Raw genomic sequence first — 25459 nt, forward strand, 5'->3', positions numbered from 1 at the left:
CACGGATCATGGGGGATCTAGCAATCGATTTCTGTGGCGAATGGTATGAGCCATCGGATGAGGACATCTTCAATATCGGCCGCGAAGGCGACCTCGAGGTGGACGACAATCCGTACCTGCACCGGCAGTTCCTGCAGGTGGCCCGCTATGACAGCATCTGGTGGCTCAGCAATGTGGGCAGCATGCTCTCCGCCACCGTGGCCGACGCCTCCGGCGGCGTGCAGGCGTGGCTGTCGCCCGGCGCCCGGATTCCGCTGGTGTTCAGCCACACCAATGTGATCTTTACGGCCGGGCCCACCACCTACGAGTTCGCCGTGCACCTGAAGACGCCGTCCTTCCGGCAGGAGGCCCGGGAAGGCGCCAGCAGCGGTGACACCACCATCGGTCCCGTGGTCTTCACGGACGCGCAGAAGGCGCTGATAGTGGCCCTCGCCGAGCCGGTGCTCCGGCGCGAGGGGACCGGCTTCAGCACCATCCCGTCCTCGGCGGCTGCCGCCAAGACCCTGGGCTGGGCGCTGACCCGGTTCAACCGCAAACTGGACAACGTCTGCGACAAGCTGGACCGCGTTGGGGTGGCGGGGCTGCGCGGAGGCGGCGGGAAGCTCGCCACCAACCGCCGCGCCCGGTTGGTGGAACACGCCGTCACCACCCACCTGGTGACGCCCGATGACCTGTACCTGCTCGAAAAGATGAGGGGCGTGGACGAGGGATGAGGATCCGCCTGACACTCCGCCGCGAACCTGCCGGCGCCAAGGACCTGGCCGTCACGGTGGACGGCATGGCCACGGTGGCCGATATCGCCACCGTGCTCTGGGCAGCGGACCCGGACCGGAAAGGCACCCCTGCCCCGGACAACCTGTCCCTGCGGATCGATGAAGCCTTCGTGGGCGCCAGCATCAGCGGAAACATCCTGGCCAGGGAGGACAACCTCCTCGAATCGGGCCTGCGCCCGGGTTCGGTGGTGTCGCTGGCACAGGTAAGCGAACAGTTCCACGAACCCGGGGCGAACCGGGGGCCGGCAGCGGCTACCCTGCGCGTTCTGTCCGGGCCCGACGTCGGGCGCGAATTTTCGCTGCCCACCGGCACCAGCTATATCGGCCGGGACCGCAACGTGGACATCCGGCTGACGGACCCGCTGACCTCCAAACGGCACGCCCGGATCACCGTGGGCGACGGCATCGAGATCGTTGACACCAACTCTGCCAACGGCCTCCTGATGGATGGCCTGCCCGTCACGCGCGCCACCCTGAATTCCTCCGACACGGTCACCCTGGGGGACACCACGGTCACGGTGGTGCCGCTGGGGCACAACCATGCGGCAGCGCCGTCGTCGCCCCTGGTGGACTTCAACCGCTCCCCGCGCGTGGTGCCCCGGTTCGACGTGCCCAAGCGGATCCTGCCCGCCGGGCCCAAGCGTCCCGAAGACCAGCCCTTCCCCTACATCATGCTGGTGGCACCCCTGATGATGGGGGCCGTCATTTTCGCGGTCACGCAGAACGTGCTCTCCATGGTGTTCATGCTGATGATGCCACTGTTCATCGTGGGCCATTACGTGGACCAGAAGATGCGGACCCGGAAGCAGCAGAAGGAACAGCTCAAGCAGTTCCGCGCCTCCATGGCCGCCTTCCGGCAGGACCTCACCGAACTGCAGCAAGTGGAGCGGGCGGTCCGGCTCCAGGAAGCGCCCTCCGTCAGCGATACGGTGGACGCCATCTACAAGCTCGGACCACTGCTGTGGACGCACCGGCCGGAGCACTCGTCCTTCCTTGGCCTGCGGTTCGGCTTGGGAACGGGTCCGTCCCGCATCCCGCTGGAGGAACCTTCCAACAACGACACCGAGGTCCAGTACGCCCGCGAAATCCAGGACTGCATCAAGCAGTTCAGTGAAATCGAAGGCGTCCCCGTGGTCTCCCAGCTGCGCACCTCCGGCGCATTGGGCATTGCCGGTCCCCGCGGCCTGGTGGACGACGTTGCCCGCGGCATGGTGCTGCAGCTGGCCGGCCTGCATTCCCCGGCCGAGGTTGTCCTCACCGCCATCACGTCCGCCCAGTCCCGGGAACGGTGGAACTGGCTGCAGTGGCTGCCGCACGTGGGCTCGGGCCACAGCCCGCTGGGCGGAGACCACCTTGCCGCCGGTTCCGCCGGCGGCTCCTCCCTGTTGGCAAGGCTTGAGGACCTGGTGGATGCACGCGAGGCAGCTGCCAAGCGGTCCGGCCCGGACCTGCGCCCCGGCATCGACGCCGCCAAACATGAGCTGGAAGCGCCGGTCCTCCCGTCCGTGCTGGTCATCGTGGAGGACGACGCCCCCGTGGACCGCGGCCGCCTGACCCGGCTGGCCGAACGGGGTCCCGACTGCGGCATCCACGTCCTCTGGGTGGCTACGGACATCCAGGCGCTGCCGGCCGCCTGCCGCGACTTCATGGTGGTGGACGGCGAGCACGGCACCACCACGGGCCAGGTGCGCCTGGGCCGCCACACCTACCCGGTCAGCTGCGAGAGCGTGGACGCGGAACTGGCGGCCCAGCTCGCCCGGATGCTGGCACCCCTGGTGGACGTGGGCAAGCCCGTCAGCGACGATTCCGACCTGCCGCGCGCGGTATCCTACGCAACCTTGATCGGCAAGGACTTCCTGGACAACCCCCAGGCAGTGGCCGAGCGCTGGACCGAAAACAACTCTGTCCGCGCAACCGCCGTGGCCAACCGCAAGGACAACGGCACGCTTCGGGCCCTGGTAGGGTCCAAGGGCATCGAGCCGCTGTACCTGGACCTGAAGAACGAGGGGCCCCACGCCCTGGTGGGCGGCACCACCGGCGCCGGCAAGTCCGAGTTCCTGCAGTCCTGGGTCATGGGCATGGCCGCGGCCTACAGCCCGGACCGTGTCAGCTTCCTGTTCGTGGACTACAAGGGCGGCGCCGCGTTCGCCGACTGCATCAACCTTCCGCACACCGTGGGCCTTGTCACCGACCTTTCCCCACACCTGGTTCGCCGCGCCCTGACGTCCCTGCGCGCGGAGCTGCACTACCGCGAGCAGCTGCTGAACCGGAAGAAGGCCAAGGACCTGCTGGCCCTGCAGCGCGAGGCAGACCCCGAGGCCCCGCCGTACCTGGTCATCATCGTGGACGAGTTCGCCGCCCTGGCCAACGATGTTCCCGAGTTCGTGGACGGCGTGGTGGACGTGGCCGCGCGTGGGCGCTCCCTGGGCCTGCACCTCATCCTGGCCACCCAGCGGCCGGCCGGCGTCATCAAGGACAACCTCCGCGCCAACACCAACCTTCGCGTTGCCCTCCGCATGGCGGACGAGGACGACGCCACCGACATCCTGGGCGTCCCGGACGCCGCCTACTTCGACCCCGCAATTCCGGGGCGCGGCGCCGCCAAGACCGGACCGGGCCGCATCCAGGGGTTCCAGACCGGCTACGCCGGCGGCTGGACCACGGACAAGCCACAGCGGCCCCAGATCGACATCGTGGAAATGGCCTTCGGCTCCGGACCCAGCTGGGAACCGCCGGCGCCCGACAAGCCAGTTGCCCAGGAACCGGCCGGACCCAACGACATCGCCCGGATGACCTCCACCATCGTGCACGCCGCGGACACCCTGGCCATCTCGCCGCCACGCAAGCCATGGCTGGACGAACTGGCCACGACCTACGACTTCTCCAAGCTGCCCAACCCCCGCACCGACGAACAGCTGCTGCTGGGCGTCGCCGACGACCCCGTGCACCAGGACCAGCCCACCGTGTTCTATGAACCGGACCGCGACGGCAACATGGCCATCTATGGAACGGGCGGATCCGGCAAGTCCGCAGCCCTGCGCGGCATCGCGATCGCTGCTGCGGTCACGCCACGCGGCGGGCCGGTCCACGTGTACGGCATCGACTGCGGCTCCGCCGGGCTGCGGATGCTGGAAGAGCTTCCGCACGTGGGGGAGGTCATCAACGGCGACGACGTGGAACGCGTCGGACGGCTGCTGCGCCTCCTGCGGGACATCGCCGAGCTGCGGTCGGCACAGTTCGCAGAGGTGCGGGCGTCCACGATCGTGGAGTACCGGAAGCTGGCCAACCGGCCGGACGAAAAGCGGATCTTCGTGCTGGTCGACGGCATGTCCGCATTCCGGGAGGCGTACGAGCACAGTAAGCTCTCCGGGCTCTGGGACATCTTCCTGCAGCTCGCCACCGACGGCCGCACCCTGGGCATCCACCTGGTGGTGACGGGGGACCGGCCCAACGCCGTCCCCGCGTCGCTGCTCGCATCCATCCAGCGCCGGCTGGTGCTGAGGCTCTCCAACGAGGACGACTACATCTCGATGGACGTGCCCAGGGATGTCCTCACCGCCACGTCGCCCCCGGGCCGCGGCCTGCTCGACGGACTGGAAGTGCAGCTGGCAGTCCTGGGCGGCAACTCCAACCTGGCCCTTCAGGCCCGCGAAGTCCACAAGCTCAGCGAAGCCATGCTGCGCCAGGGCCTGGATACCGCGCCCGGCATCGAACGGCTGCCCGAGCAGGTGGACCTGGATGTCCTGCCCGCCGGCAGCCCGGACCTGCCGGTGGTCGGGGTGGACGACGAGTCCCTGCAGCCCGCGGAGATCATGGCGCGGGGTCCGCTGCTGCTGGCCGGCCCGCCTGGTTCCGGACGCACCGTGGCCCTGGTGACCCTTGCCTACGCACTGCGCCGGTCCAACCCCGCCACCGAGCTGATCTACCTCGGATCGCGCCGGTCCGCCGTCGCCTCCCTCCCCATCTGGAACCGCGCCGTGGTGGGGCCGGACGATCTCGCCGACGTGGTGGAGGACCTGGTGGAGCACTCCACCGGCAACCCGGGAACCGTGGCCTTCTTCATCGAGGGCCTCACGGAGTTCACCGACACCATCGCCGAATCCGGAATGGCGCAGCTGGTCACGGCGTCGCTCAAGGCCGATCAATGGGTGGTGGGCGAGTCCGAGTCCTCCACCTGGTCCAGCGCCTGGCAACTTGCCCAGCCCTTCAAATCGGGGCGCCGGGGCCTGCTGCTCAACCCGGGGGACGTCGAAGGGGACAGCCTGCTCAACACCTCCCTTGGCCGGGTGAGCCCCGACTTCATTCCGGGCCGTGGATACGTGGTGGGACGCGGTAAGGCGCGGAAAATCCAGGTGGCCCTTCCACCTGAAAACCGGGACTGAACAGGCCCGATGACGGCGGGGCCGCTGCCGCGGCGGATTTGCGGCCCCGCCGGGCGCTGTAGAAGACTACCGGGGACACCAGAAAGCCGCGGTGGGGGGCTGCGCGCATCGAAAGGTAGCAATGACCCCGTCCGCACCGGTTCGCCACGCTGTTTCGACGGCGGCACCTACCGCCGTCCTGGCCCTCGCCTTCGGCTTCTTTCCGGCTGGCCCGGCACTCGCTGCCACGGCAGAACCGTCGCCCGCTCCGGCGTCGGCTACCCAGGCAGCACCAGACTGCGGGCTGCTCTGCCTCCCCATCCTCGCCAGCAGCCCGGACGCCGGCCAAAACGGGAGGCCCCGGAAGTCCAAGGACCCCGCGCCGCCGCCCGCCCAGCCGGCACCCACTGCGCAACCTCCGGCCCAACAGGTTCAGCCGGTACAACCACCGCAGGCAGGTCTCCAGCCGCCGTCCGACACACAGGCACCCGACCCGGCCGCGGTCCCTGTCCCCGAGGCAGCAGTCCCGGATGAACCTGCCCCTGGGAGATCCTCGGCCGCTGCCGGTTACCTGCCGCCCACGGGCCCCTCCAGCGGACAGGACTGGAACAGCCCCGTCACCCGGTCCGCAGCGCCAGCTCAATTGGCTGCTGTTGCCCCCGCCGGCGGCCAGGACTCCGGCGGACCCGCCCTCCTGCCGATCACCCTCGGAACGGTGCTGCTTGCTGTGTCCGGCGGTGCCTTCGCCTGGTGGAACCGCAACCGGAACCGGCTCCGGTCGCACTGAGCTTGGGTTCCTGCCCGGCCGTCCCGCCCATTGACTGTCCGGGGCGTAAGGCAAGATAGGTCTGTGAGCACAGGACCAGGACCCGCAGAACAGACCGCCACCCGGACCACGGCACCGCACGAGCCCGAAGCGATCCCCACCGAAGCCATCCGCGAGGAATACGACAACCTCGCGGACCTGGTCCGGAAATACCGGTTCGCGTACTACCAGGAAGACGCGCCGCTGGTGTCGGACGCCGAGTTCGATTCACTTTTCCGGCGCCTCGAGGAGATTGAGGCGCTGCACCCCGAACTGGTGGCCAACGATTCGCCAACGCAGGAAGTGGGCGGCGAGGTCTCGGCAGCATTTGCCCCGGTGGAACACCTGCAGCGGATGTACAGCCTGGAGGACGTGTTCTCCCTGGAGGAGCTTGAGGCATGGCTTAACCGGGCCGAGGCCAGCATCGAGAAAATCGGCGACGGCGGCGCAAAAGCGGCTTGGCTGACCGAACTGAAGATCGACGGCCTGGCGGTGAACCTCCTGTACCGCGACGGCAAGCTGGTCCGCGCTGCAACCCGGGGCGACGGGACCACCGGCGAGGACATCACCCACAACCTGCTCACGATCAAGGAAATCCCGCAGGAACTGCGCGGCAGCGGCTTCCCGGCCGAAATGGAAGTGCGCGGCGAAGTTTTCATCCCGTCCAAGGCCTTCGCCGAGTTCAATGAGGCCCTGATCGAAGCCGGCAAGGCGCCGCTGGCCAACCCCCGCAACGCCGCGGCCGGCTCGCTGCGGCAGAAGGACCCGGCCGAGACGGCCAAGCGGCCGCTGAAGATGTTTGTCCACGGCATCGGCGCCCGGGAGGGGCTTGCGGCCGGCAGCCAGTCGGAAACTTACGGGCTGCTGAAGGAGTGGGGCCTGCCGGTGAGCCCGTACTTCGAGGTGCTGGAGACGCGGGACGACGTCCTGGGGTTCATCAAGCGGTACGGGGACCAGCGCCACAAGCTGCTTCACGAAATCGACGGCATCGTGATCAAGGTGGACGATTTCGCCACCCAGCGGGCCCTGGGCAACACCACCCGCGTTCCCCGCTGGGCGGTGGCGTACAAGTACCCGCCGGAGGAAGTCCACACCAAGCTGCTGGACATCCAGGTCAACGTTGGCCGCACCGGCCGCGTCACGCCTTACGGCGTCATGGAGCCGGTCAAGGTGGCTGGGTCCACCGTGGAAATGGCCACCCTGCACAACCAGGACGTGGTCAAGGCCAAGGGCGTCAAGATCGGCGACATCGTCATCCTGCGGAAGGCAGGGGACGTCATCCCCGAGATCGTGGGACCGGTCCTGAACCTGCGGGACCAGCAGGACCCGCCCGTGCGCGACTTCGTGATGCCCACCGAGTGCCCTTCCTGCGGCACCCCGCTGGCGCCTGCGAAGGAGGGGGACGTTGACGTGCGCTGCCCCAACGCCAGGTCCTGCCCATCCCAGCTGCGGGAGCGGGTGTTCCACGTTGCCGGCCGTGGTGCCTTCGACATCGAGGCCCTGGGGTGGGAGGCGGCCATCGCGCTGACCCAGCCCGCCGAACCGGACACGCCTCCGCTGGCCTCCGAAGCCCGGCTGTTCGACCTCACTCCGGAGGATCTGGCAGGCGTCCGGATCCGGCGCGAGAAGAGGGCCAAGGGCGTCCCCACCGGCGAGTACGAGCTGGTGCCGTACTTCTTCAGCAAGGGCACGGCCAAATCGCCGTCCAAACCCACCGCCACCACGCAGAAACTGTTCAAGGAACTTGAGAAGGCCAAGGCCCAGCCCTTGTGGCGCGTCCTGGTTGCCCTGTCCATCCGCCACGTAGGCCCACGCGCATCACGCGCCCTGGCGCAGGCGTTTGGCAGCATGGACCGCATCCGGGCGGCGTCTGAGGAGGAACTTGCCCACGTGGACGGGGTTGGCCCCACCATCGCCGCTGCACTGAAGGAATGGTTCGCCGAAGACTGGCACGTGGAGATCATCGACCGCTGGGCCGCCGCAGGGGTCCGGATGGAGGACGAGCGCGACGAGTCCATGCCGCGCACCCTTGAGGGCCTGACGGTGGTGGTCACGGGCTCCCTGCCCAACTTCAGCCGGGACGAGGCCAAGGAAGCCATCCTGCTCCGGGGCGGCAAGGCAGCCGGCTCCGTTTCCAAGAACACCAGTTACGTGGTGGCGGGCGAAAGCGCCGGCAGCAAGCTGGACAAGGCAGAGCAGCTGGGTGTCCGCGTCCTGGACGAGGACGGGTTCCGGCAACTGCTCGACGGCGGCCCGGCAGCTTTGGGGGATGGCGCGGCAAGCGAACCGGCCCAGGACGGTGCAGAGGAAGCGTCCGTACCGGCCACTGTCGAGGAAAACACGGTTGAGGAGAACGCATGACTTCCGCTACGGAACTACTGGAGCTGGCCAAACTGGCCGCCGCGGCAGGCGCCAACGTCCTTTCCGGCCGGGACGGCAACGCCCTGGACGCCAGCAACAAGGGGGCGGCAGGGGACTGGGTCACGGCCTTCGACCTGGCGGCCGAGAATGCGGTGCGCGACGTCATCAGCGCGGCCCGCCCGGGCGACAGCATCACCGGCGAGGAACAAGGAACCACCCGCCCCGCCAACCCCAAGGGGTTACCGCTGGTCCATCGACCCCCTGGACGGCACCACCAACTTCATCCGCAACATCGTCTACTACGCCACCTCCGTGGCTGTGGCCGATGACGACGGCGGTTGGCTGGCCGGCGTCGTCAACGCCCCTGCCCTGGGCCGGGTGTACTACGCTGCCCGCGGCCAGGGAGCGTGGCTGGAGGAGCGCGGCAGGGTCACCAGGCTGGAAGGACCGATCTCCGGCCGCGCCGGCCAGATCCTGGCCACCGGGTTCAGCTACGAGCCCGAAATCCGGTCCCAGCAGGCTGCGGCGTTCGGCACGCTGATGGACGGGTTCGCCGATGTCCGCCGGCTTGGTTCCGCTGCCCTTGACCTGTGCATGGTGGCCGACGGAACCCATGACGCGTACGGTGAACGCGGGCTGAATGAGCACGATTTTTCGGCCGGTGCCCTGATTGCGGAGGAAGCCGGCTGTTGGGTGCGCAGGCCGCGCCTCACCAGCCCGCTCGACGGCGGACCCACCGATGCTGAGCGCCTGGACGCCTGGACGTGTGCCGCCAGCCTGGAGCTGTCCGGCAAGTTTCCGCTGTAGGGGTCCGGGTGCCGGCCGACTGACCCACGCGCGGGACCCTCCGTTCCGGTAGTGCCACCTGTTCTGATAGTTCGGTCACGGAAAGCGCCTTCTACCCATTTTCCGGGCCGGGCCGCCACTACCATTAACCGGTGCACCCGCAGTTAACCATCCGTCCCGCCGTCAAGGCCGACTTCCCAGCCGTTGCCCGCATCACGGGCGACTCCTACCTGTCCGCAGGCTATTTCGACGACGCCGCGCACCCGTACATGGTCAAGATCATGGACGTAGCAGCGCGCGCCGAGCAGCCCACCATCTGGGTGGCCGAACGGGAAGGAACGGTCATCGGCTCGGTCACACTGGCACTGGCCGGGGAACCGTATGCAGACATCGCGCTGCAGGACGAGTTGGAATTCCGCATGCTGGTGGTGGACCCGGCCGTGCAGCGCAGCGGCGCCGGCAAGGCCATGGTGGACGCCATCATTAGCCACGCGAAGTCCCTGCCCAACATCAAGGGAGTGTCCCTCACCACCGGCCAAACCTGGGAAAGCGCCCATGGGCTGTACCGTAAAACCGGCTTCCAGCGCGTGCCCGAACGGGACTGGCTGGTGCCCGGAACCGACATAAAACTGCTGGTTTATCGGCGCGACCTGTAGCAGCCCTACAGTGGTGGCGACCCATTCCAGCTTTGAAAGGCCCACCCATGCGCAAAACCTTCGGCAGCGGATCCGTCTGGGAACAGACCCTCGGCTACTCCCGTGCCGTCCAGGTGGACAACACCCTCTACATCTCTGCCACCGCGGCCAGCGGTGACGACGGAATCGTAGGAGATGACTTCTACAGCCAGACCCAGTACATCCTGCAGAAGCTCGGCAAGGTCCTGGCCGAGGCCGGCTTCGCCTACGAGGACGTGGTGCAGTCCAAGCTGTACCTGACGGACATCAGCAAATGGGAAGAGGCGGGCCGGGCCCACGGCGAAGTGTTCGGCGAGATCCGCCCCACGCTCTCCCTGGTCCATGTGCTGCCGTTCCTGGACCCGAAGATGCTCGTCGAGATCGAACTGGTCGCCCAGAAGAGCGCCTGACGTCTCTGGTGTTACCGTACCGGCAGGCCGTAGCGGTGCTCGGGCCTGCCGGTGGTGCCGTAGCGGAGCTGGATGTCCACCGCCCCGTCGTCGGCCAGCGAGGACAGGTACCGCTGGGCGGTGGCGCGGGAGACCCCCACGCGGGCGGCCACCTCGGCGGCGGAGTACTGCTCGCCGGGGGCCAGGGACTCCAGCACCGCAGCTTCGGTAGCCGAGCGGGGTTTCGACGACGCCGCGACGTCCCCGGGGATCAGCGCCCGTTTGGCGCGTTCCACCGCCTCCTGGTCCAGCGCTCCCGGCTGGCCCAGCAGGCGCCGGTACCGGGCATAGGAGCGCAGCTGCTGGGACAGTGACTCCGAGGTGAAGGGCTTGAGCAGGTAGCCCAGCGCGCCGCGGCGGAACGCCACCCTGACCGATGCGGGATCGGACGCGGCGCTGAGGATGATGGCGTCCACATCCAGCTGCTGCAGCAGGTCCAGGCCGGACGCGTCCGGAAGGTACACGTCCAGCAGCACCACGTCCGGCCGCAGGCTGTGGATGGCCTGCAGCGCCAGCGACGTCGTCCCAACCGGAGCCAGCGCCAGGAACCCGGCCACCGAGTCAACATAGGCCGCGTGCAGCTTGGCCACGTGGAAGTCATCGTCCACGATCAGGACCCGAAAATCGTCAGCCATTTCCATCCTTTCCGGCTGCCCCCAGATCATTGGCGGCAGGGTTCCCCGCCGTCGTGCGCGGAAGCGTGGCCATGAACACGGCACCCGGCCCACCCCTGCCTCCGCGGTCCAGCACCTTCACGTCGCCGCCGCGGCGCCGCGCCAGCTGGCGTGCCAGCGCCAGCCCGAAGCCCTGCCCGCCGCCTGCGCGGACCGGGCCGGAGGCGGTGGTGAAACCTTCGGCAAACACGCCCTCAGCGTCCGCACCTTCTGCCAGCCCGTCGCCCGAGTCCGCCACCACCACATGCAGCGTGCCGCCGTCGTCGCCCGGCTCATCCAGCACCTCAAGCTCAACCCAGCGGTCCGCCGACGAACCAGCCACGGCGGCGTTGACGGCGTTGTCGATCAGGTTCCCCAGCACCGTTGTCACGTCCTGGGCCTCCGTAACCTGCCCGCGGACCAGAGTCTCCGGCCCGATGCGCAGCGCGACGCCCCGCTCGTCAGCCTCCACGCCCTTGGCGCCCACGAATGCCTGCAGGTACGGGTCCTGGAGCAGCTCGGCCTGGTCCACCGGGAACTTCAGCGGGCCCGTGGCCGCCAGCCCGGCAAGGTAACGGCGCGCCTCCTGGTGCTGCCCGATGCCAAGGAAGCCGGCAAGGGTATGCAACTGGTTGGCGAACTCGTGCCGCTGGGCCCGCAGGGCGGTGGACATGGTGCCGACGGCGTCGAGTTGCCGGGTGAGCTCCTGCAGTTCCGTGCGGTCGCGCAGCATGATGACCCAGCCCAGGTCCTCCCGGCGGTGCAGTGCCTTCCGCGCATTCACCACCAGGACCCGGCCGGCGGCCACCAGTTCCAGGGCGTTCATCGGCGGACCCGCAGCTCCTGCAACAACAGGGCCGGGGCCTGGCCGGGTCAGCGACTTGAGCTGCCCGGGTACCGGGGCGTCCTCCCAGCGGGAGCCGGACAAATCCGGCAGATCCAGCAGCCGCTGTGCGGCGGTGTTGAAGACGCTGACCCGGCCGTCGGCACTTACGCCGATAACGCCGTCGTCCACGCCCTGCAGCACTGCCACCTGGTCGTGCACCAGCGTGCTGATTTCCTCCGGCTCCAGGCCCAGGGTGAGGCGCTGGAGGCGGCGCCGCAGCAGGAAGGACCCCAGGACCCCGGCCAGCAGGGCCCCGGCGGCCGTCAACGCCACGGGGCCGATGTCGCGGGCCACGCTCTGCGCCACTGTTTCCATGGAGTAGCCCACGCTCACTTCGCCCACCACCGTGCCGGTACCGGGCGCGTACACCGGAACCTTCGCGCCGGCGGAGGGGCCCAGCGTCCCGGTGTTCCGGGTGGTGATCTCCTGCCCGGACAGCGCCTCGGACGGGTCCGTGCTTACCTTCTCGCCCAGCCGCTGCGGGTCCGGGTGGGCCAGCCTGATCCCCGTTTCGTCTGTGATGACCACGAACAGCGCCCCCGTCCGGGTCCGCGCTGCCTCCGCCGATGCCTGCAGGGGGCCGGCCAGGAGTTCGGAGGCCGGGGGAGCGCCGGGCTGGTCGCTGATGGCCAGCACATCGGCGCGGACTTCCGGATCGGAGGCAACGGTCCGCGCCAGCGTCAGGGCCTGATTCTCCGCATCGCTTCCCACCCGGTCGTACGTCAGCCAGGCATGCACTGCGGCGCTCAGCAGCACCACCAGCAACACCACGGCCAGCTGCAGCAGCAGCGTCTGGGTGGAGAACCGCAGCGGCTGCCGGGGCACGGATCGCTGCATTCATCCTCCTTGACGGGTACGTGCGGTGCGCTTCGTGGGCACGGGTTCAGCGCGAAAAGCCCTGTGAGCACAATGAGCAAAATGCTCCCAATAAGCAGTATGCCAATCAATTGAGCCAAAGGCACTGCCGTGACGGCCGCCACCCTACAGTCTGTAGCACGCGTCACACCGCTGTGCCGCTGTTCACAAGAAGGAGCCGGCTGTGCTGGTAATACTTGGATTCGCCATGATCGCGGTATTCATGGTGCTGATCATGACGAAGAAGTTGACGCCGGTGCTGGCGTTGATCATCGTCCCTACTGTTTTTGGCCTGTTCGCCGGTGCCGGCCTGGGCATCGGCGACATGGTGATGGACTCCATGAAGTCCATGACCTCCACCGCGGCCCTGCTGATGTTCGCCATCATCTACTTCGGCCTGATGATCGACGTCGGGCTCTTTGACCCACTGGTGAAGTTCATCCTCCGCAAGCTGGGCAACGACCCCGCCAAGGTTGTCCTGGGCACCGCCATCCTGGCCGCCGCCGTGTCCCTGGACGGCGACGGATCCACTACGTTCATCCTCACCACTGCCGCCATGCTGCCGGTCTACCTGCGCCTCAAGATGAGCCCTGTGGTCCTCACCTGCGTGGCCGGCCTGGCCAACGGCACCATGAACATTCTCCCCTGGGGCGGCCCCACGGCCCGCGCCGCCACCGCCCTGAAGATCGACGTCAACGACGTCTTCGTCCCCATGATCCCGTCCCTCGTGGCCGGCCTGGTCGTGGTGCTCGCCTTCTCCTGGCTGCTGGGCCTGCAGGAGCGCAACCGCCTCCGTGCCACCGCCCCCGAGATCTGGGCCGTGCCGGACACTGCAGAAGAGTTCGACGCCGGCACCTCCGCGGGTGCCTCAGGAACCGATGCCTCAGGAATCGGTGCCTCTGCAACGGGCCGCGGCCGCAAGGGCGGCAACCCCGGCGGAGCAGCCCCCGCCGTCGGGGGCTCCCCGGCAGGCTCCGTGGCCGTGCTGGACCGCGCCGGCACCTTCATTGAAGACAGCGGCGCCGGACTCACCGACACGGCCCTGGATCCGAACCGCAGCACCCTCCGTCCCAAGCTGTTCTGGTTCAACCTGGCCCTGACCGTCGCCGTCATGGTGGTACTCGTAGCCAACGTGGTCCCGCTGCCGTTCGTATTCATGGTGGGCGCCGCCATCGCCCTGCTGGTCAACTTCCCCAAGGTAAAGGACCAGGGCGCCCAGCTGATTGCACACGCACCATCCATCGTTGCCGTGGTCAGCATGGTCATGGCCGCCGCCGTCCTCACCGGCGTCCTCAAGGGCACCGGCATGGTGGAAGCAATGTCCGCGTGGCTGGTCCAGATCATCCCCACCTCCATGGGCCCGTTCATGGCCGTCATCACCGGCGTACTCAGCATCCCCATGACGTTCTTCATGAGCAACGACGCCTTCTACTTCGGCGTCCTGCCGGTCCTGAGCGAAACCGCAGCCCACTACGGGGTTGGCGCCGCTGACATGGCCCGTGCCTCGATCACCGGCCAGCCCTTCCACCTGCAGAGCCCGCTGGTTCCGGCCATCCTGCTGCTGGTCTCGCTGGCCAAGGTGGACCTGGGCGACCACCACAAAAAGGTCCTCTGGCGCACCGCCGTCATCTCCCTGGTGATGCTCGGCGCCGGCATGCTGACCGGAGCCATTGGAATCGGCTAGTCTGAAGCTGCCCGCGCTCCTGTCCCCGTGACCGGACCGGGTATCGAAGGTGCCCGTCTGACGCCCGCTGGGGGATGTCAGACGGGCATCTGCGTTTCCGCACTAGACTGGATCGGAAAACAATTCGAACTTTGCAGGGGAGATCCATGGCTGCGATCAACCGTGACGACGTCGCGCATCTCGCGCGGCTCGCTCACATCGAGATGAGTGCCGAAGAGCTGGACAGGATGGCCGGCGAACTCGCCGTCATCGTGGATTCGGTCAAGTCCGTCAGCGAGGCCGCGGGAGACGACGTCCCGGCCACCTCACACCCCATTCCGCTCACGAACGTGTTCCGCGACGACGTGGTGGGACACACCTTCACGGCGAAACAGGCACTCTCCGGCGCCCCGGACTCCGATGAGAACCGTTTCAAGGTCCCGGCGATCCTGGATGAGGCATAACCATGACTGAACAGAACACCAGCGCTGACACCCTGATCCGCCTGTCCGCCGCGCAGCTTTCGGAGAAACTCCGCGCCGGCGAGGTCACCGCCGTCGAAGTCACCCAGGCCTACCTGGACCGCATCGCCGCCGTCGACGGCCAGGTTAACGCATTCCTGCACGTCAACGCCGGGGAAGCGCTCGCCGTCGCCGCAGAGGTGGACGCCATCCGCGCCGCCGGCGGAGCCGAAGCCGAGGCACTGCACCAGCTGGCCGGCGTTCCCATCGCTGTCAAGGACCTCATCGTCACCATCGGCCAGCCCACCACGGCCGGATCGAAGATCCTCGAGGGCTGGCACAGCCCGTACGACGCCACCGTGGTGGAACGCCTGCGCGCCGCCAAAATGCCGATCCTGGGCAAGACCAACCTGGACGAGTTCGCCATGGGCTCCTCCACCGAGCACTCGGCCTACGGGCCCACCCGCAACCCCTGGGACCTGGACCGGATCCCCGGCGGGTCCGGCGGTGGCTCCGCCGCGGCCGTCGCTGCCTTCGAGGCGCCACTGGCCCTGGGCACGGACACCGGCGGCTCCATCCGCCAGCCCGGCGCCGTCACCGGAACGGTGGGCGTGAAGCCCACCTACGGCAGCGTCTCCCGCTATGGCGCCATCGCCATGGCGTCCTCCCTGGACCAGATCGGCCCCGTCACCCGGACCGTGCTGGACTCCGCCCTCCTGCACCAGGTCATCGGCGGCCACGATCCGCGCGACTCCACCTCCCTGCCGGAGCCGCTGGAAGACCTGGTCGCCGCCGCGAAGACCGGCAACGTCGAGGGCCTCCGGATCGGCATCATCAAGGAACTGCACGGCGAGGGCTACCAGGCCGGCGTCGAAAACCGCTTCAACGACGCCCTTGAGCTGCTCAAGGAAGCGGGCGCGGAAATCGTGGAGGTTTCCTGCCCCAACTTCCAGTACGCCCTGGGGGCCTACTACCTGATCATGCCGTCCGAGGCCTCTTCCAACCTGGCCAAGTTCGACGGCGTCCGGTACGGCCTGCGCGTGCTCCCCGAAGACGGCCCCATGACCATCGAACGCGTCATGGGTGCCACCCGCGCCGCCGGTTTCGGCGACGAGGTCAAGCGCCGCATCATCCTGGGCACCTACGCACTCTCCGCCGGCTACTACGACGCCTACTACGGTTCGGCGCAAAAAGTCCGCACGCTGGTCCAGCGGGACTTCGAGGCAGCTTTCGCACAGGCTGACGTCCTGATTTCGCCCACCGCCCCCACCACGGCTTTCCCGCTCGGCGAGAAGCTGGACGATCCGCTGGCCATGTACCTCAACGACGTCGCCACCATCCCCGCCAACCTTGCCGGCGTGCCGGGACTCTCCCTGCCCGGTGGCCTCGCGGACGAGGACGGGCTGCCCGTCGGCATCCAGCTGCTGGCCCCGGCCCGCGAGGACGCCCGCCTGTACCGGGTGGGTGCGGTCCTGGAGTCCCTGCTCGAGGCGAAGTGGGGCGGCCCGCTGCTGGCCCAGGCGCCTGACCTTGCTGCTGCGGCCGCCGAAACCCTCGAAACCCAGGAGGCAAAATAATGAACACGGACGCAGTCCTGAGCTTCGACGAGGCCATGGAGAAGTACGATCCCGTCCTGGGGTTCGAGGTCCACGTGGAGCTGAACACCAAGACCAAGATGTTCTCCTCCGCCCCCAACGTCTTCGGCGACGAGCCCAACACCAACGTCAACGAGGTGGACCTGGGCATGCCCGGCGTCCTGCCCGTGGTGAACCGGACGGCCATCGAGTCCTCCATCAAGATCGGGCTGGCGCTGAATTGCAAGATCGCCGAATCCTGCCGCTTCGCCCGGAAGCAGTACTTCTACCCGGACACCCCCAAGAACTTCCAGACGTCCCAGTACGACGAGCCCATCGCGTACGACGGCTACCTGGACGTCGAACTCGAGGACGGCACTGTGTTCCGCGTGGAGATCGAGCGCGCCCACATGGAGGAGGACGCCGGCAAGCTGACCCACATGGGCGGCGCCACCGGCCGGATCCAGGGTGCCGACTTCTCGCTGGTGGACTATAACCGGGCCGGTGTTCCGCTGGTGGAAATCGTGACCAAGCCCATCGAGGGCGCCGGATCCCGCGCGCCGGAACTGGCCAAGGCGTACGTCGCGGCCGTCCGCGAGATCGTCAAGAACCTGGGCGTGTCCGACGCAAAGATGGAACGCGGCAACGTCCGCTGCGACGCCAACGTCTCGCTCCGGCCGCACGGCCGCGAACGGTTCGGCATCCGTTCCGAGACCAAGAACGTGAACTCGCTGCGGGCCGTGGAACACGCGGTCCGCTACGAGATCCAGCGGCACGCCGCCGTCCTGGACTCGGGTGAGCCGGTCATCCAGGAGACCCGCCACTGGCACGAGGACACCCGCACCACCACCTCAGGCCGGGCCAAGTCCGACGCCGATGACTACCGCTACTTCCCGGAGCCGGACCTGGTTCCCGTGGTGGCCTCCCGCGAATGGGTGGAGCAAATCCGCGCCACCCTCCCCGAGCCGCCGGCCGAGCGCCGCAAGCGCCTGAAAGCTGACTGGGGATACTCCGACCTCGAATTCCGCGACGTGGTGAACGCCGGGGTCCTGGACGAGATTGAGGAAACCATCGCCGCCGGTGCCACCGCTTCGGTGGCCCGCAAGTGGTGGATGGGTGAGATCGTGGGCCGTGCCAAGGCTGCCGACGTGGATCCCGGCCAGCTGGGCGTGGAGGCTGCCACGGTTGTGGAGCTGAGCCGCATGGTTGAAGCGGGCAAGATCAACAACAAAATGGCCTCACAGGTGCTGGACGGCGTGCTGGCCGGTGAAGGCACCCCGGAGGAGATCGTCGAGAAGCGCGGCCTTGCCGTCGTGTCCGACGACGGACCCCTCCTGGAAGCCATCGACGCTGCCCTCGCCGCGCAGCCCGACGTCGCGGAGAAGATCCGCGGCGGCAAGATGCAGGCCATCGGCGCGATCGTGGGCGGGGTCATGAAGGCCACCCGCGGGCAGGCGGACGCCGGCCGCGTCAAGGAGCTGATCCTGGAGAAGCTGGGCGTCAGCGTCTAAGGCTTCTCCCGGCTTTTTCTCGCAGCCGGGCTGCGGTTGGCGTGGTTGTGAACCCTCATGACAACGCCAACTGCGGCCCGGTTTCGCTTTAACTACGTGCCGGGTACTCAGGCGACGGAATGCGAAAGTACCCGTGGCCGGGCGTGCATGCCGGACTTACACTGGAGCGCACAGGGCGCCCCCGCCCTGGCAGCGTGCGGGAGGAAGAACCATGGTGGTCCGGGAACCTATGAGGATGCGTAAGGCCATGCTCGCCGGGGCGGTGGCCCTGGCGCTGACCGGGACGGGAGCTGCCCTGGCGTGGTCGGCAACCGGGACGCCGGCGCCGTCACCTTCGCCTTCCCAATCTTCCCCCGGTCAACAGGGAGCCCCCGGGAAGGACTCCGCGCCGGGCCAGCGCAACAAGCAGGACAAGAAGGCCCAGCGCGGGCAGGCACTGCATGGCGAAGGCGTGGTCAAGAAGGCCGACGGGACCTTCCAGACTGTCCTGGAGCAGCGCGGGGCCGTGGAATCGGTCAGCGACTCGGCCATCACCGTCAAGAGTGAGGACGGCTTCTCCCAGACGTATGCCGTCAACGGCGACACGAAAATCACCACGTTTCCGGCTCCGGCGGCGGGCGGCTCCGGAACTGCAAGCCCCGGCGCGACGGCAAGCCCCGGCGCAACGGGCGACGACGGCAAACGCCTTAGGCCGACACACGGAACCATCGCGGACGTCGCCGCGGGAGATACCGTCCGTATTGCAGGCGTCAAGGACGGGGACAAGGCTTCTGCCACCCTGATCGTGAAGGGCTTCGGCGACGGACCCGGACTGGGGCTGGGACGCGGGCAGGGACGTAGCCACGGACTTGGGCACATGAACGGCAACGGCAACGGCAACCGCCAGGACCGCCTGGGCGCCGACGACGAGGGCGCGTAACTCAGCCCTGCTGCGCAAGCCCTGAAGGAGTTGTCCTACTCAGCCCTGCTGCACCAGCCCTGCCATAATGTCCTCCAGCGCCTCGCAGACCATCACCACGGCCCGCCGCTTCAGGTTTTCCGGCCTGGCCAGCAGGTCGATCCTGCGGCGCGTACTGATGCCCTCCAGCGGCCGCAGCACGATGTCCGGGTTCATGACGGGGCCCGCCGTGTACCTGGGCAGCAGCCCCACCACGCCGCCGGCAGCCACGAGCGCGGCCACCGTGGAGTAGTCGTTGATCCGGTGGATGATGTTCGGCTCCCGGCTGGAAACGGCAGCGACGGCGGACAGGACATCGGCGGGGGAGTAGCCGGGGTGGCTGGTCACCCAGGCCTCGCCGCCGACGTCGTCCGCGGTGACCGTCTCTTTTTTGGCCAAAGGGTGGCCCACGGGCAGCGCAACGTCCAGGGGCTCATGCGCCAGTGGGATCACGGCCACCCGTTCCGCCGGCCAGCGCGGACTATGGTCCATGCGGTGTGCCAGGACCAGGTCGTACCGGGCGGTAAGTGCCGGGAAGTCCTGCTGGGCAACGTCCTCGTCAGACAGTTCGATCCGCGGGTGCTCCGGCCGGTCCAGATGCGGGCCAGCGGCGCGAACAAGGCCTGCCCCGCGCTGTGGAATCCGCTGAGGGTCACCCTTCCGGTGGGCGAGCCGTGATAGGTGCCGAGGGCTCCCCGGGCGTCGGCCATGGCGCTGACGACGGCGGCGCCCGCGTCAGCGAGGACCTGGCCCGCCTCCGTCAGCACCAGGTTCCGGCCCTCCTTGCGCGTAAGTGGAACCTCCACCGTGCGCTGCAGGTGCGCCAGTTGCTGCGACACGGCCGACGGGGTGACCATGAGCGTATCGGCCACTGCTTTCACACTGCCCAGGGCGCCCAGTTCCCGCAGGATCTCAAGCTGATGAACCTCCATGCGCTCCAGTCTATTCGTTAGCTTCTGCTACATCGTCGATTGAGAAGATTCCTGTTGTGCTAAAGCATCCGCAAGGCTTCAATTGGTGAAGACGTACCCCGCAGATTGAACGCCAAGCAGTAAGGACGCCAATGAAGGCCCTGTATAAGCCCGGCCCGCACGCCGGTTTCGAGCTCGTCGACCGGCCCGAACCCGTGGCCGGCCCGGCGGACGTGAAGATCCGGGTCATGACCACCGGGATCTGCGGCACGGACCTGCATATCCAGTCCTGGGATGCGTGGGCGCAGGGGATCATCGAAGCCCCCTTGATCGCCGGCCACGAGTTCTACGGCGAAGTGGTGGAAGTGGGCGAGGACGTCCGCGAGGTCAAGGTGGGGGACAGGGTTTCCGGCGAGGGCCACGTGGTGTGTGGCATCTGCCGGAACTGCCGGGCAGGACGCCGCCAGATGTGCATCCACACGGTCAGCGTGGGGGTCCAGCGCGACGGCGCCTTCGCCGAGTACGTCGTCATTCCCGAAACCAACGTCTGGGTCCACCACGACCCTTCCGTCACGCCCGAACTCGGTGCGATCTTCGACCCCTTCGGAAACGCCGTCCACACCGCGCTGAGCTTCCCGCTGGTGGGCGAGGACGTGCTCATCACCGGCGCGGGCCCCATCGGACTCATGGCCATCGCCGTGGCCCGGCATGCCGGCGCCCGCAAGGTGGTCATCACGGATGTCTCGCGGCCGCGGCTCGACCTGGCCCGGCAGCTCGGAGCCGACCTTGCCATCGACGTCTCCACCACCCGGGTGCGCGACGCCCAGCGTGAGCTGGGCATGCGCGAAGGTTTCGACGTCGGAATGGAAATGTCCGGCCACCCTTCCGCCCTGCCTGAGATGATCGACAACATGAACCACGGCGGCCGCATCGCCATGCTGGGCCTGCCCAGCCAGGAGATCACCATCGACTGGGGCAAGGTGGTCACCCACATGCTCACGCTCAAGGGGATCTACGGCCGCGAAATGTACGAAACCTGGTACGCCATGAGCGCCATGCTCTCCTCCAACCCGGTGCTGCACGCCGGAATCTCCGCCGTGGTGACGGACACGCTGCCGGCCACGGACTGGGAAAAAGGCTTCGACATTGCCCGCAGCGGTGTGGGCGGAAAAGTTGTCCTCGACTGGACCCGACTGTAAGGAATCCCATGTATACCTCCATCAAGGACCAGCTGCGCGAAGAACTGGACGGGATCCGCACCGCCGGACTGTACAAGACCGAACGCAGCATCAGCTCGCCGCAGTCCAGCCACATCACCGCCGGGCAGATCGGCGGCGCCGGAGCCGACGTGCTCAACTTCTGCGCCAACAACTACCTGGGCCTGGCCGACCACCCGGACATCATCAGCACCGCAAAGGCCGCCATGGATGAGCGGGGCTTCGGCATGGCCAGCGTCCGCTTCATCTGCGGCACCCAGGACCTGCACCTGGAACTGGAGGCCAAAGTCTCCGCGTTCCTGGGCACCGAGGACACCATCCTGTTCTCCAGCTGCTTCGACGCCAACGGCGGCGTGTTCGAGTCTTTGCTCGGCCCGGACGACGCCGTCATTTCGGATGCCCTGAACCACGCGTCCATCATCGACGGCATCCGCCTCTGCAAGGCCCGCCGCTACCGCTACGCCAACCAGGACATGGCCGAACTCGAAGCCCGCCTGCAGGAGGCACAGGACGCGCGTCGGAAATTGATCGTTACCGATGGCGTGTTCTCCATGGACGGGTTCCTGGCCCCGCTTGAGGCCATCTGCGACCTCGCCGAAAAGTACGGAGCCCTGGTGATGGTGGATGATTCGCACGCGGTGGGTTTCATGGGCGCCACCGGTGCGGGCACGCCGGAACACGCAGGCGTTTCGGACCGGGTGGACATCTACACGGGCACGTTCGGCAAGGCCCTGGGCGGGGCATCCGGCGGCTACGTTTCGGGCCGCGGTGAGATCGTGGCCATGCTGCGCCAAAAAGCGCGGCCATACCTGTTCTCCAACTCCCTGGCGCCGGCCATTGTGGCCGCCACGCTCAAGGCGCTGGACCTGGTGCAGAACTCGGCTGACCTTCGGCGCCGCCTGTTCGAGAACGCTGCACTGTTCCGCCGCCGCATGACCGAGGAAGGCTTCGACCTGCTTCCCGGCGAACATGCCATCGTGCCGGTCATGTTCGGCGACGCCGTCATGGCGGCCAAAGTAGCGGACCGGATGCTGCAGCACGGCGTCTTTGTCACCGCCTTCAGCTTCCCCGTGGTCCCGCGCGGTGCCGCCAGGATCCGGGTGCAGCTTTCGGCTGCGCATTCAGCGGACGACGTCGAAGCGTGCGTGGGTGCGTTCGTCGCCAGCCGCGCCGAGGCAGCGGCCTGACGGGAGTTCCGGGGGCAGGGGTTCCAGCAGGCAGGGCCGGCCGAGAATAGGCTTTGTCATGACCAGACCCTGACAGGAGCAAACCAATGGCAGCACACTACGATGTCCTGATTGTAGGCGGCGGCATCGCCGGCCTGTCCCTGGCCTCCGCGCTCGCCGGCCGCTGCAGCGTTGCGCTGGTGGAGGCGGAACAGGAGCTGGCGTACCACACGTCCTCCCGCTCCGCCCGCCAGCTGATCCCCAGCTACGGGCCTCCCGTAGTGCAGGAGCTCACCGTCCGCACCCTTGAGCTGCTCGCGGCCCGTGACAGGGAACTGCCGGAACCGGTCCTGACGCCGCGCAGTTTCATGCTGGTGGGCTCTGCGGAGGATGTCGCCGCGGAAGCCAGCGGGTACATGCAGCCCATTACGGTGGACCGTGCCCTTGAGCTTTGCCCTGCGCTGGTCCCGGGAACCTTTGCCGCCGCCGGGCTGGATACCGGCTCCTTCGGCTGCAACGCACCCCTGCTCCTTGCTGAGCACCGAAAGCGTGCGCTCGCCGCCGGTGCCGACATCATCACTGGCGCCCGCGTCCACTCCGCGCAGAGGCAGGGTTCCGGATGGCAGGTAGGTGCCGGTGCTGAGGGTTTTGAGGCTGCGGTGCTGGTCAACGCTGCAGGGGCGTGGGCGGACGAGCTGGCGGTGCTCAGCGGCGTGGAGAAGCTGGGCCTGCAGCCGTACCGGCGCACTGCGGCGATTGCCGCCGTCGAACGTCCCCTTCCTGCCGCCACTCCCATGGTGGCTGCCGCGGACAACACGTTCTATTTCCGTCCTGACGGGCAGGATGTCCTGATTTCCCCCTCGGAGACGGTGCCCAGCGGGCCCGAGGACGCGCGTCCCCGTCCCGGAGATGTGGAACGCCTGGTGGAGAAGCTGAACTCGTTCACCAGCTTGGGGATTACCGGAATCCGCCGGGCCTGGACGGGCCTGCGCACCGAGGCGGCGGATGGCGTTCCGGTAGCCGGGTTTGACGCCGAGGCAGCCGGGTTCTACTGGCTGGCGGGGCAGGGTGGCTACGGCTTCCAGACCTCTGCCGCCATGGCGGAGCTGGCAGCCGACCAGATTCTCGCCGGCCCGGCGGCGGCCAGTGGGGCCGGTGCGGACGGTCCGGAATCCCGGACAGCGCAGGCGCTGGCAGCGACGCGCTGGTCCATCCGACGCTGAAGAATGGTTCCATGAGCACCCTGATCACCAACATCGCCGAGCTGATGACGCAGGACCTGGAGCACCGGGTCCTGAAGGATGCCGCCATGGTGATCGAAGGGGAGCGGATTGCCTGGATCGGCGCCGCCGCAGATGCCCCGGCAGCCGATGGCGCAGTGGACGCCGGCGGCCGCGCCATGCTGCCGGGGTGGGTGGACTCCCACAGCCATCTCCTGTTCGCTGGGGACCGGACCGCCGAATTCGAGGCCCGGATGGCGGGGGAGGCCTACGCCGCCGGGGGCATCGCCGTCACCATGAACGCCACGCGCGCCACGTCCGATTTCGACCTCACCCGGTTGGCGATGGGCCGGGTGGCCGAGGCCGTCTCGCAGGGAACCACTTACCTCGAAACCAAGACCGGCTATGGCCTGGACGTGGAACACGAGGCCCGGAGCGCCCGCATTGCCTCCACCATCGCGGACCAGGTGACCTACCTTGGCGCCCATCTGGTGCCCGCCGGCCAGGACCCGGAAACGTACACGGACCTGGTCTGCGGGCCGATGCTCGCCGCCGTCCGCCCCTACGTCCAGTGGGCTGACGTCTTTTGCGAGGAGGGCGCGTTCAACGCCGAGCAGTCCCGCCGCGTGCTGATGGCATGCCGCGACGCCGGCCTGGGCCTGCGCGTGCACGGCAACCAATTGGGCGAGGGCCCGGGCGTGCAGCTTGCCGTGGAGCTGGGCGCTGCCAGCGTTGACCACGTCAACTACCTCGCCCCGCAGGACGTCAAGGCCTTGGCTGCCTCCTGGTCCGGCTGGGATCCCGCCACGGGAACCGGTCACCGGGGCACCGTTGCCACATGCCTTCCTGCCTGCGACCTCTCCACCCGCCAGCCGTTGGCACCCGCCCGTGCGCTGCTGGACGCGGGAGTACAGGTGGCGCTGGCCTCCAACTGCAACCCCGGCACGTCGTACACCAGTTCCATGGCATTCTGCGTGGCGACTGCGGTCCTGCAGATGCGGCTCAGCGTGCACGAGGCCGTCCGTGCCGCCACCTACGGCGGCGCGCTGGCGTTGCACAAAGAAACCGGGCAGGATGCCGACGGCGAACGCGCCGTCGGGTCCATCGCCGTCGGACACCGGGCCGACCTGCACCTACTGAACGCGCCGTCCGCCACGCATCTCGCCTACCGGCCGGGGATGCCGTTGACGTACGCTGTGTGGCGGGCGGGAGTACGGGCGCGGTGACCCCGACCCTCCCGGGTGATTGTTCCTGATCGTTTCCTTCTGGTTATAATCAGGAAACGTCATCCAATGCGGTGGCCGTTGTATCGAAAGGCCCGCTTGCATGACCCGCACCGACCGTTTGACGGCCATTCTTGACCTGCTGGCCAAGACCGGCCAGGTAGAGGTCGACGAGATTGTCAGCACCCTCAGCGTTTCCCCTGCCACTGCCCGCCGCGACCTGGACAGCCTTGCCAAACGCCGCCTGCTGACGCGCACCCGCGGCGGCGCCACTACCGGTGCGCTGGCGTACGACCTGCCCGGGCGATACAACCGTGACGACCATGCCGCAGCCAAGGAACAGATTGCGCAGTGCGCCTCTGCCTTGATTAGGCCGGGTGCGGTCATCGGCCTCTGTGGGGGCACCACCAGCACCGCGCTGGCGCAGATCCTGGCCACCCGGGAGGACCTGAATGCACCCTCCAACCAGCCGACCCTGACCGTGGTGACGAACGCCATCAACATCGCCGGGCAGTTGGCGGTCCGGCCCAACATCAAGGTCATGGTGACCGGGGGCATACTCAACCCGCGCTCGTATGAGCTCGTGGGACCGTATACGGACATCATTATGCAAAAGGTGGTGCTGGACATCGCATTCATCGGCGTCAACGGCATCGACCCCGAGGTGGGGCCCACCAACACGGGGGAGGGGGAAGCCTCCGTCAACGCCTTGCTGGCTTCCCGGGCCAGGGTGTCCTATGTCCTGGCGGACTCCTCCAAAGTTGGCGTGCGGGCTTTTGCGACCATGGACGGCTACGACTTCACCCGGCTGATCACGGATGCCGGCATCTCACCTCGCGACAAGGCAGCCTTCGAGGCCAACGGCACGGAAGTGATTGTCGCTCCCGCCTGATCTGCAGTTCTTGCGGGTTTTACAGGGCACGTCCGGGCGTAGCGCTGGGGACATCCGCCGCTCCATCAGCCCGGATCCAGA

At 67.9% G+C, this 25459-nt stretch carries 18 protein-coding genes and 2 pseudogenes; 17 read left to right on the top strand and 3 right to left on the bottom strand.

What is annotated here, in order from left to right; all coding sequences use genetic code 11:
- Positions 1 to 8 precede the first annotated feature (8 nt).
- The 7 genes and pseudogenes from J7I84_RS03985 to J7I84_RS04015 all read left to right on the top strand — a co-directional run bounded on the left by J7I84_RS03985 (position 9) and on the right by J7I84_RS04015 (position 10170).
- Positions 9 to 713 (top strand): hypothetical protein, encoded by a 705-nt coding sequence (locus tag J7I84_RS03985; RefSeq protein ID WP_214940872.1) that lies wholly within the window; start codon positions 9 to 11, stop codon positions 711 to 713.
- Complete coding sequence (locus J7I84_RS03990; RefSeq protein WP_214940874.1) at positions 710 to 5155, top strand: FtsK/SpoIIIE domain-containing protein; 4446 nt, start codon at positions 710 to 712, stop codon at positions 5153 to 5155. Before J7I84_RS03985 ends, J7I84_RS03990 begins: the two co-directional genes overlap by 4 nt.
- Positions 5156 to 5276: 121 nt before the next feature.
- A complete protein-coding gene (locus J7I84_RS03995; RefSeq protein ID WP_214940876.1) occupies positions 5277 to 5921 on the top strand; it encodes a hypothetical protein in 645 nt (214 codons plus the stop codon).
- Between the two features lie 132 nt (positions 5922 to 6053).
- Positions 6054 to 8300: an NAD-dependent DNA ligase LigA gene (gene ligA / locus J7I84_RS04000; protein WP_396020031.1), complete on the top strand. Its 2247-nt coding sequence runs from the start codon at positions 6054 to 6056 to the stop codon at positions 8298 to 8300.
- Positions 8297 to 9107: pseudogene (locus J7I84_RS04005) on the top strand (inositol monophosphatase family protein). Before ligA ends, J7I84_RS04005 begins: the two are co-directional and overlap by 4 nt.
- 131 nt (positions 9108 to 9238) lie before the next feature.
- Positions 9239 to 9742 carry a GNAT family N-acetyltransferase gene (locus tag J7I84_RS04010; protein WP_214940880.1) on the top strand — a complete coding sequence of 168 codons (504 nt, stop codon included), beginning with the start codon at positions 9239 to 9241 and terminating at the stop codon, positions 9740 to 9742.
- A gap of 47 nt (positions 9743 to 9789) precedes the next feature.
- Positions 9790 to 10170, top strand: a complete 381-nt coding sequence (locus tag J7I84_RS04015) for a RidA family protein (protein ID WP_214940882.1) — start codon at positions 9790 to 9792, stop codon at positions 10168 to 10170.
- An 11-nt stretch (positions 10171 to 10181) separates the two neighbouring features.
- On the opposite strand, the gene J7I84_RS04020 is transcribed toward J7I84_RS04015, so the two are convergent.
- Positions 10182 to 10844 (bottom strand): response regulator, encoded by a 663-nt coding sequence (locus J7I84_RS04020; RefSeq protein WP_214940885.1) that lies wholly within the window; start codon positions 10842 to 10844, stop codon positions 10182 to 10184.
- Complete coding sequence (locus tag J7I84_RS04025; RefSeq protein WP_214940888.1) at positions 10837 to 12585, bottom strand: ATP-binding protein; 1749 nt, start codon at positions 12583 to 12585, stop codon at positions 10837 to 10839. The genes J7I84_RS04020 and J7I84_RS04025 overlap by 8 nt, the downstream gene beginning before the upstream one ends.
- A 202-nt stretch (positions 12586 to 12787) precedes the next feature.
- On the opposite strand from J7I84_RS04025, the gene J7I84_RS04030 reads away from it, so the two are divergent.
- The 5 genes from J7I84_RS04030 (at position 12788) to J7I84_RS04050 (ending at position 18731) form a co-directional block, all read left to right on the top strand.
- Positions 12788 to 14287 carry an SLC13 family permease gene (locus J7I84_RS04030; protein WP_214940890.1) on the top strand — a complete coding sequence of 500 codons (1500 nt, stop codon included), beginning with the start codon at positions 12788 to 12790 and terminating at the stop codon, positions 14285 to 14287.
- A gap of 146 nt (positions 14288 to 14433) precedes the next feature.
- Positions 14434 to 14730 (top strand): Asp-tRNA(Asn)/Glu-tRNA(Gln) amidotransferase subunit GatC, encoded by a 297-nt coding sequence (gene gatC / locus J7I84_RS04035; RefSeq protein WP_214940892.1) that lies wholly within the window; start codon positions 14434 to 14436, stop codon positions 14728 to 14730.
- Positions 14731 to 14732: 2 nt separating this feature from the next.
- Complete coding sequence (gene gatA / locus J7I84_RS04040) at positions 14733 to 16304, top strand: Asp-tRNA(Asn)/Glu-tRNA(Gln) amidotransferase subunit GatA (protein WP_214940894.1); 1572 nt, start codon at positions 14733 to 14735, stop codon at positions 16302 to 16304.
- Positions 16304 to 17812, top strand: a complete 1509-nt coding sequence (gatB, locus tag J7I84_RS04045) for an Asp-tRNA(Asn)/Glu-tRNA(Gln) amidotransferase subunit GatB (RefSeq protein WP_214940896.1) — start codon at positions 16304 to 16306, stop codon at positions 17810 to 17812. Before gatA ends, gatB begins: the two co-directional genes overlap by 1 nt.
- Before the next feature lie 211 nt (positions 17813 to 18023).
- Positions 18024 to 18731, top strand: a complete 708-nt coding sequence (locus J7I84_RS04050) for a hypothetical protein (protein ID WP_214940898.1) — start codon at positions 18024 to 18026, stop codon at positions 18729 to 18731.
- Positions 18732 to 18770: 39 nt separating this feature from the next.
- On the opposite strand, the pseudogene J7I84_RS04055 reads toward J7I84_RS04050, so the two are convergent.
- Positions 18771 to 19681 (bottom strand): annotated as a pseudogene (locus J7I84_RS04055) (LysR family transcriptional regulator).
- Between the two features lie 131 nt (positions 19682 to 19812).
- Here J7I84_RS04055 and tdh point away from each other — a divergent pair.
- The 5 genes from tdh to J7I84_RS04080 all read left to right on the top strand — a co-directional run bounded on the left by tdh (position 19813) and on the right by J7I84_RS04080 (position 25378).
- Positions 19813 to 20859 (top strand): L-threonine 3-dehydrogenase, encoded by a 1047-nt coding sequence (tdh, locus tag J7I84_RS04060; protein ID WP_214940900.1) that lies wholly within the window; start codon positions 19813 to 19815, stop codon positions 20857 to 20859.
- Between the two features lie 8 nt (positions 20860 to 20867).
- Entirely contained in the window at positions 20868 to 22064 is a 1197-nt protein-coding gene (locus J7I84_RS04065; RefSeq protein WP_214940902.1) for a glycine C-acetyltransferase, read from the top strand.
- Positions 22065 to 22150: 86 nt separating this feature from the next.
- Complete coding sequence (locus J7I84_RS04070; RefSeq protein ID WP_214940905.1) at positions 22151 to 23266, top strand: FAD-binding oxidoreductase; 1116 nt, start codon at positions 22151 to 22153, stop codon at positions 23264 to 23266.
- Between the two features lie 11 nt (positions 23267 to 23277).
- Positions 23278 to 24489, top strand: a complete 1212-nt coding sequence (hutI, locus tag J7I84_RS04075) for an imidazolonepropionase (protein ID WP_214940908.1) — start codon at positions 23278 to 23280, stop codon at positions 24487 to 24489.
- Positions 24490 to 24589: 100 nt separating this feature from the next.
- Complete coding sequence (locus tag J7I84_RS04080) at positions 24590 to 25378, top strand: DeoR/GlpR family DNA-binding transcription regulator (protein WP_214940909.1); 789 nt, start codon at positions 24590 to 24592, stop codon at positions 25376 to 25378.
- The last annotated feature ends 81 nt before the right edge of the window (positions 25379 to 25459 follow it).

Origin of the sequence: Arthrobacter sp. ISL-85 (assembly GCF_018613675.1) — a bacterium.
Taxonomy (GTDB): Bacteria; Actinomycetota; Actinomycetes; order Actinomycetales; family Micrococcaceae; genus Arthrobacter.

Excerpts from the sequence above, each read along its gene's own strand:
- J7I84_RS03985 (WP_214940872.1), top strand. The coding sequence starts at position 9 with ATGGGGGATCTAGCAATCGATTTCTGTGGCGAATGGTATGAGCCATCG.
- J7I84_RS03990 (WP_214940874.1), top strand. The coding sequence starts at position 710 with ATGAGGATCCGCCTGACACTCCGCCGCGAACCTGCCGGCGCCAAGGAC.
- J7I84_RS03995 (WP_214940876.1), top strand. The coding sequence starts at position 5,277 with ATGACCCCGTCCGCACCGGTTCGCCACGCTGTTTCGACGGCGGCACCT.
- J7I84_RS04015 (WP_214940882.1), top strand. The coding sequence starts at position 9,790 with ATGCGCAAAACCTTCGGCAGCGGATCCGTCTGGGAACAGACCCTCGGC.
- J7I84_RS04020 (WP_214940885.1), bottom strand. The coding sequence starts at position 10,844 with ATGGCTGACGATTTTCGGGTCCTGATCGTGGACGATGACTTCCACGTG.
- J7I84_RS04025 (WP_214940888.1), bottom strand. The coding sequence starts at position 12,585 with ATGCAGCGATCCGTGCCCCGGCAGCCGCTGCGGTTCTCCACCCAGACG.
- gatC (WP_214940892.1), top strand. The coding sequence starts at position 14,434 with ATGGCTGCGATCAACCGTGACGACGTCGCGCATCTCGCGCGGCTCGCT.
- gatA (WP_214940894.1), top strand. The coding sequence starts at position 14,733 with ATGACTGAACAGAACACCAGCGCTGACACCCTGATCCGCCTGTCCGCC.
- gatB (WP_214940896.1), top strand. The coding sequence starts at position 16,304 with ATGAACACGGACGCAGTCCTGAGCTTCGACGAGGCCATGGAGAAGTAC.
- J7I84_RS04050 (WP_214940898.1), top strand. The coding sequence starts at position 18,024 with ATGGTGGTCCGGGAACCTATGAGGATGCGTAAGGCCATGCTCGCCGGG.
- tdh (WP_214940900.1), top strand. The coding sequence starts at position 19,813 with ATGAAGGCCCTGTATAAGCCCGGCCCGCACGCCGGTTTCGAGCTCGTC.
- J7I84_RS04065 (WP_214940902.1), top strand. The coding sequence starts at position 20,868 with ATGTATACCTCCATCAAGGACCAGCTGCGCGAAGAACTGGACGGGATC.
- J7I84_RS04070 (WP_214940905.1), top strand. The coding sequence starts at position 22,151 with ATGGCAGCACACTACGATGTCCTGATTGTAGGCGGCGGCATCGCCGGC.
- hutI (WP_214940908.1), top strand. The coding sequence starts at position 23,278 with ATGAGCACCCTGATCACCAACATCGCCGAGCTGATGACGCAGGACCTG.
- J7I84_RS04080 (WP_214940909.1), top strand. The coding sequence starts at position 24,590 with ATGACCCGCACCGACCGTTTGACGGCCATTCTTGACCTGCTGGCCAAG.